The organism is Kitasatospora sp. NPDC059571 (genome assembly GCF_042735675.1).
Taxonomy (GTDB): Bacteria; Actinomycetota; Actinomycetes; order Streptomycetales; family Streptomycetaceae; genus Kitasatospora.
In genome coordinates, this window is record NZ_JBHWBW010000423.1 from 1 (window position 1) to 7022 (window position 7022).

General features: G+C 73.3%; 6 protein-coding genes and 1 pseudogene. 5 read left to right on the forward strand and 2 right to left on the reverse strand.

The window, feature by feature from the left end; translation table 11 throughout:
- The coding region (locus tag ACFV0G_RS31760) for an acyltransferase family protein (RefSeq protein WP_380555492.1) at positions 1–1313 on the reverse strand (1313 nt) is incomplete at its 3' end.
- A gap of 168 nt (positions 1314–1481) precedes the next feature.
- Positions 1482–2476: pseudogene (locus ACFV0G_RS31765) on the reverse strand (LuxR C-terminal-related transcriptional regulator).
- 162 nt (positions 2477–2638) lie between these two features.
- Here ACFV0G_RS31765 and ACFV0G_RS31770 point away from each other — a divergent pair.
- The 5 genes from ACFV0G_RS31770 (at position 2639) to ACFV0G_RS31790 (ending at position 6985) form a co-directional block, all read left to right on the forward strand.
- Entirely contained in the window at positions 2639–2992 is a 354-nt protein-coding gene (locus tag ACFV0G_RS31770) for a hypothetical protein (protein WP_380555494.1), read from the forward strand.
- 146 nt (positions 2993–3138) lie between these two features.
- Entirely contained in the window at positions 3139–3279 is a 141-nt protein-coding gene (locus ACFV0G_RS31775) for a hypothetical protein (RefSeq protein WP_380555496.1), read from the forward strand.
- Between the two features lie 128 nt (positions 3280–3407).
- The gene (locus ACFV0G_RS31780) at positions 3408–4175 is read left to right on the forward strand and encodes a hypothetical protein (RefSeq protein ID WP_380555498.1); all 768 of its coding nucleotides are present in this window, start codon (positions 3408–3410) and stop codon (positions 4173–4175) included.
- A gap of 69 nt (positions 4176–4244) precedes the next feature.
- Positions 4245–5582, forward strand: a complete 1338-nt coding sequence (locus ACFV0G_RS31785; protein WP_380555500.1) for an FG-GAP-like repeat-containing protein — start codon at positions 4245–4247, stop codon at positions 5580–5582.
- A gap of 32 nt (positions 5583–5614) precedes the next feature.
- Positions 5615–6985 (forward strand): GDSL-type esterase/lipase family protein, encoded by a 1371-nt coding sequence (locus ACFV0G_RS31790; RefSeq protein ID WP_380555502.1) that lies wholly within the window; start codon positions 5615–5617, stop codon positions 6983–6985.
- Positions 6986–7022 lie beyond the last annotated feature (37 nt).

The following is a 7022-nucleotide window of genomic DNA, read 5'->3' on the forward strand; positions in this document are numbered from 1 at the left end:
TACACGGGGAGCGCGGGGCGGCCCCCCGGCGCCCCACAGCGGCGCGCGCCCGACCGATCGCCCGCAAGGGCCGCCATCGGCCGGCCGGCCGGGGTCTGCGCGGGCAGCGGGAGGTGTCCGGGGCCGGCCGCGGCCCGGGCCAGCACCGGCGGGTCGCCGGCCGGCAGGACCGGGCCGCGTCCGTCGAAGAGCCGCTGCAGGGCGGCCGACAGCGGCCGCTCGGCCAGCCGGTGCACGCACCAGGCGAGCGTCAGGACGACGGCCAGGCAGGCCGCCAGCAGCGGGGCGGGGCGCACGTGCAGGTCGCGGCCGTACCGGATGAGCGCCCAGCCGATCTCCTGGTGCAGCAGGTACACCGGGTAGGTCATGGCGCCCGCCACGGCGAGCCACGACCAGCGGACCCAGCCGAACCACCCGAGCGCGACGCCGAGCATGACCAGGAAGGCCGCGGCCGAGATCACCGCCATGACCGGCCACGACAGCGGGTGGCCGACCTCGTACTCGTAGGCGCCGACGGTGACGTGGAGCCGGTTCTGGGCGATCAGCCAGGAGAAGCCGACGACGCCGATCAGCAGCGGGCTCACGCCGAACCGGTAGACCAGGTACATCGCGACGCCGGCGATGAAGTACGGGGCGTCCTGCGGCATGAACAGCACGTCCATGAGCTTGCTGCCGGTGGACGGCGTGATCACCGCGAGGATCATCCAGATGCCGCAGAAGGCCAGCACCCTGCGGTAGGTGAGCCCGAGCACGGCGACCACCGCGAACAGCAGGTAGAAGCGCAGCTCGATCCAGAGGGTCCAGTAGACGCCGTCTGCCTCGGTCACCCCCAGCGGCCGCTCGAGCATGGTGAAGTTGGTGAGGATCTCGCTGATGCTCAGCGGCTTGCGGTCCGGGCGGACGGTGGGGGCGAAGTTCACCACGAGTGCGGTGAGCAGGATCCCGACCCAGTAGGCCGGGTACAGCCTGACCACCCGCGAGACGAAGTACTGCCGGGGCGTCTTGCCCCAGCAGGACATGCAGATCACGAATCCGCTGATCAGGAAGAAGAGCTGCACGCCCATCCACCCGTAGGCGCCGAAGCGGTGCAGGGTGGGCATCAGGTGGCGCGGGGTGGTGCCCCAGACCTCGGGGTGGCGGTCGACTCCCGTCCAGTGGAAGAGGACGACGCTGAGCGCTGCGATCAGGCGGAGCCCGTCGATGACGTACAGCCGCGGCCTGCGGGTGCGGCCGGGCGGTGGAACAGGTGTGGTCGACGCCTGTCGGTTCTGGCTGGGGCGGCGCAACCGGTCGGGGAGGGTGACGATCGGCATGGCTGGGCTCACAAGTCCTGTGGTGCCGCACCGCGCGGGGGCGCGGCGCGGCAGTGATCTTGCCGGGAGCATGGCAGAAGCCCGAGCGACTATACATAGGACTTGTAATCGGACAAACAGGCCCAGGTGAGGCCCGCGTGACCGTTGCGTGAGAGATCTCTGAATCGTTCAGGAGCCCGCCGGGAGCCACCCCCGCTGGACCGCGCGCACCCCTGCCTCGAACCGGCTGCGGGCGCCGAGCCGCTCCATCAGCTCCGTGGCGATCCGCCTGGCCGTCCGCCCCGACACCCCGAGCCGCTTGGCGATGGCGTCGTCCGTGTACCCCTCGGCGAGCAGGCGGACGGTCGCCGCCTCCGTACCGGACAGTCCGCAGGAGTCCCGCTCCGCCTCGCCGCCCAGCGGCTGCGCGCCGGACCAGATGTTCTCGAACAGGGCGCACAGCGCCGCCAGCGTCCCGTGCCCGGTCAGCACGACGGCCCCCGCCGCCGTGTCGTCGCTGCTCACCGGGATGACCGCGGTGGACCGGTCGACCAGGATCATCCGGGTCGGCAGCTCGGCCACCACCCGTACCTGGCCGCCCCGGCCGGCCAGCCAGCGGGTGTACTCCAGCGTCGGCGCGCTGTTGCGCGCACTCTCCAGGTAGACCGTCCTGAGCCGGACTCCGCGGTCCAGCAACTGCTCGTCCAGCGGCCGGGCCGCCGCGATGCTCTCCGGCGTGTGCCCGCCGTCCGGGGCGAAGGTCATCACCTCGCCCCGCACCTCGCGGGTGAGCGACGCCAGCCGGTCCCGGATCGCGTCCAGGCCGACCAGCTGCTCGACCCCGGGGTGGGAGGAGGCCGGACGCAGGTCCGAGTACTCGGCGATGAGCTGGGCCGCAGCCGCCCGGGAGGCCTCGATCCGCTGCTGCTGCGCCGCCAGCTCGGCCTGCTGGCGGGCCATGAGGATCTCCATGCCGACGTCCGGCGAGACCGCCCGCAGCGCCCCGTCCCGGTCGTACGACGGCCGGACCAGCGCGAGCTCGCTGAGCGTGTCCAGGGCCCCCGCACCTCGGCGTCGGCGATCCCCAGAGCGGCGGAGAGCGCCGCAACGCCGTCCTGCGGCCGAGCCAGCATGGCCCGGTAGACGGCTTCTGACGCTGGATCCAGCCCGAGCGTCGCCAGCATTTCCTACCCCCCGGTAGTGACCCCGTGAACCATGCGCACACGATCATCGCACGGGGATCACGGCAGGTGAAAGGGACGCCCCGTGGCCCCTTCCGGCCATGGCCCGAACCGTCCCGGTTGGCCTTCTATGATCCCTTCGCCCGTTCTGGCAGCGTCGAGTGCATGTATCTGATCCACGTTCAGCTGCGGCCGCCGACGGCCGGGTCACCCCTGCCCGACGGCATCGCCGGCCTCGTCCACGCCGCGGCGGCCGAGGAGGACCGGCTCGAGCACGTCGCCGTCCACGCCGCCGCGGAGCCGGACCCGGTGATCGGCCTGTACCTGATCGCCGACCGGCTCGCCGAGGCCGAGTCGCGGGCCGCGGTGCTCTGCCGGCGGGTGCTGTCCGCCGCCGCCCTGCACGGATGGTCGGTCAGCCGCGCCGCCGCGCCGCTGGTCGCCCCGTTCCTGGAGGCGGAGCTGGCCCGTTCCGGTCGCGGTGGACGGATCCGTCCGGGGACGCTTCCGTCCAGCTGATAGCCCTTCCATCTGCTCTGAGCTGCGACGAAGGTAGTGATCGCCGGCAGGGAACACCGACCGGCGGGCCACACGGACGAAGCGTCACCGCGGGACGCACGGTCCGGGCCGCCCCACCTTCCGTCAGATCAGCAGAGGACTCCGTCATGCTCAGCACCCGTCTCGCCAAGGCCGCCGCGGTCGTCGCCCTCGCCGTCGCCGCCGCCCTGCCCGCGGTCACCCACGCCGCCTCCGCCCCTCGCGTCGAGGCCGCCGCCGTGCACAGCGACAACATGATCTGGCAGTAGCCGGCCCGCACCGGGACGCCCTCAGACCGCTGCTCCTGCAGGGCAGCCGTCCCGCGCCCCGCGCTGCCCGGCCACCCGGCCGGCCCCTCCCGCCCCGCTCACCAGCAACCCTCCAGGGGACATCCGCCATGCGCTCCCACCGAACCGCCGCACCGGTCCGTGCCATGACCGCCGTCCTGGTCGCACTCGGTGGCCTCAGCACCGTCACGGGCTGCGGAAGCACCGAGCACCCGGCCGCACAGCCGGTGCAGCCGGCCGGACCTGCCACGTCGACCGCACCGGCCGACCGGCCGGCGGCACCGCCCCCCTCGGCCGCACCGACGGCGTCCGACGGGGCCCGGACCACCGCTGCGGCCGCTCCCACCCCGACCGGATCCGCCGCACCGGGCCGTCCGGCCGCAACGCCCGGCACCGGCGCCGCCCAGCGCCTCCCGGCCGGCCGCCTCACCGTCGCTGGCGCGGCGCAGGTCACCGCCTCCGTCGGCGGGCTGGCCCAGGGCGCCGTGCTGCACCCCGGAACGGCCGCCACCGAGTTCACGGTGACGGTGCGCAACACCGGCTCCGCCGACTACACCAGGCTCGCGGCGGTGGTGCGCGTCAAGCAGTACGACGGAGGCCTCGCACCGCTGGGCTCCGTCGGCGGCACGCTGGAGCGCTACGACGAGGCGGCCGGCGCCTGGCACGCCGTCGCCCTCCCGCAGGCGTCCGGCATGGACTACCTCCTCGCCGCCTCCGACGGCGCACCGCTCGCCCGGGGTGCGTCGCTGACGATCCGCTACCGGATCCGGCTCGCCGAGGGCCTGCGCCCCGGCGCCACCGATCTCCAGTTCACCGCGGTGTCCCAGCCCGAGAACCTGCAGGCCGGCACGGTCTCCGTACCCGTCGCCATCGCCTGACCCGCGACCCGCTCCCGACTTCGCTGCACCCCACCTGCCTCAGCCATGCCCGAAACAGGAGAACCCACCATGCGCAAGCGCTCCGTCCGCACGCTGCTCACCGCCGCCTTCGCCACCGCCGCGGTCACCCCCGTCCTCATGCTGACCGGTGCCCAGATAGCCTCCGCCAGCGTCGGGTCGAACATCGTCACCACGGCCGAGGCCAACCTCGGCCACGGCGCCTGCGGCACCAACAGCGCCGGCGGCTCCGGCTACTACAGCAGCTGCGGCGAGAGCTGGTGCGCCGACTTCGCCCGCTGGGTGTGGGCCCAGAACGGCGTCAACGTGTCGGGGCTGACCGCCGCGGCCGGCAGCTTCGGGCAGTACGGCTCCGGCCTGCACTCCGCCCCGCACGTCGGCGACGCCGCCGTGTTCAACTACAACGGCGCCGGCTACGCCGACCACGTCTCGCTGGTCGTCTCGGTGAACGCCGACGGGTCGGTCGGCACCATCGGCGGCAACCAGAGCGGCGGCCTGGTCACCAGGGGCACCATCAGCGCCGGCGGGATGTACGGCTCCCAGCACGTCAGCGGCTACGTTTCGCCGATCGGCGGCCGGGGCTCCGGCGCCGGGACGGAGTCGGGCGGGGCGGGCCGGGTCCGCTGGGCCGACTTCGACGGCGACGGCAAGGCCGACTACGTCGTCGTCAACGACGACGGCACCATCCGGGTCTTCCTCAACAAGGGCGGCGACGGGCACGGCGGCTGGAACGACCTCGGCCAGGTCAGCACCGGCATGACCAACGACAAGACCCGCGTCCGCTTCGCCGACTACGACGGCGACGGCCGCGCCGACTACATCCTCATCAACACCGACGGCTCCGTCCGCGTCTTCCTCAACAAGGGCGGCGACGGCCACGGCGGCTGGCAGGACCTCGGCCAGGTCGCCACCGGCCTCACCGCCAACCCCGCCCAGGTCACCTTCGCCGACTTCGACGGCGACGGCCGCACCGACTACGTCATCACCCAGACCGACGGCTCCGTCGGCGTCTTCCGCAACACCGGCACCGGCAGCTGGAACGACCTCGGCAAGGTCGCCGGCGGCGTCACCACCGACCTCACCCGCATCCGCTGGGCCGACATCGACGGCGACGGCCGCGCCGACTACAACATCATCAACCCCGACGGCTCCATCACCACCTACATCAACCACGGCGGCGACACCGGCGGCGGCTGGACCCTCCGCTCCAAGATCACCAGCGGCATCACCACCAACCAGAACACCGTCAACCTCGCCGACATCAACGCCGACGGCCGCGCCGACTACCTCCTCACCAACGGCGCTACCACCGCCTTCCTCAACAACGGCGGAGACGACCAGAACAACCCCGGCTGGACCAACTACGGCCAGATCGCCGCCGGCGTCTGACCCCCGACCGGAAACCCGAGGAGGGAATCCCCGTGAAGCGCACCGCCACACTCGGCCTGGCCGCCCTGACCGCACTGGCCGCCCTGGCCGGCACCGCCCCTGCGGCCTCCGCCGCCGCGCCGGCGCCCGCCCCGGTGCTCCGGGTGATGCCGCTCGGCGACTCGATCACCGCCGGCTACCGCAGCACCTCGGACGCCGGGTACCGCGGGCCGCTCGCCGACCTGGTGGCCCAGCAGAGCCGGTACACCGTCGACCTGGTGGGCTCGCGCGGCAACGGCGCGGTGACCGACCCGGACAACGAGGGCCACAGCGGGTTCATGGTCGACGACATCCGGTCCGGTGCGGACGGGTGGATCGCCGCCGCCCAGCCGGACGTCGTCCTGCTCCACATCGGCATCAACGACCTCGACCGGAGCACCGACAAGGCCCACGCCGCGGACCGGGCCTCGGCGCTGATCGACCGGATCCTCGCCGACCGGCCGGGTGTGACCGTCCTCGTGATGGGCCTGATCCCGACCACGCCGAACCTGACCGCCCTGGTCGCCGACTACAACGACAAGCTGAGCCAGGCCGTCGTCGCGAAGCAGGGCCAGGGCCGGAAGGTCCGCTACACCGCGGCACCCGCACTGACCGCGGCGGAGATGGCCGACGGGCTGCACCCCGACGACCAGGGCTACCAGCGGCTGGCTCAGACCTTCGACCAGGCGCTGGACCGCGCCTTCACCGACGGCCTGGCCGTCCCGGCCCCGGTGCACCACGCCGGGACGGAGTCGGGCGGGGCGGGCCGGGTCCGTTGGGCGGACTTCGACGGCGACGGCAGGGCCGACTACCTCATCGTCAACGCCGACGGCTCGATCCGGGTCTTCCTCAACAAGGGCGGCGACGGCCACGGCGGCTGGAACGACCTCGGCCAGGTCGCCACCGGCATGACGAGCAACCCCGACCAGGTCCGGTTCGCCGACCTCGACGGCGACGGCAGGGCCGACTACACCACCATCGCCGACGGCGGCGCGGTGAGCGCCTTCCTCAACCGGGGCGGCGACGGCCACGGCGGCTGGGTCGACGACGGCAGGATCGCCGGCGGCCTCACCGCCGACCGGACCCGCATCCGGTTCGCGGACCTCGACGGCGACGGCCGGGCCGACTACAACGTCATCAACCCCGACGGCTCCATCACCACGTTCCTGAACAAGGGCGGCGACGGCCACGGCGGTTGGCTCGACGGCGGCCGAACGGCGGCCGGGACCACCACCGACCAGACCACCGTGGAACTGGCGGACATCAACGCCGACGCCCGTGCCGACTACCTGGTGACCGCGGGGCCGACCACGGCGTTCCTCAACAACGGCGGCGACGGCCACGGCGGCTGGCTGGACTACGGTCGGATCGCGGCGGGCGTCTGAACCGCCCGCCCGACCGGGTTCGCCGCCCCCGGAGCCC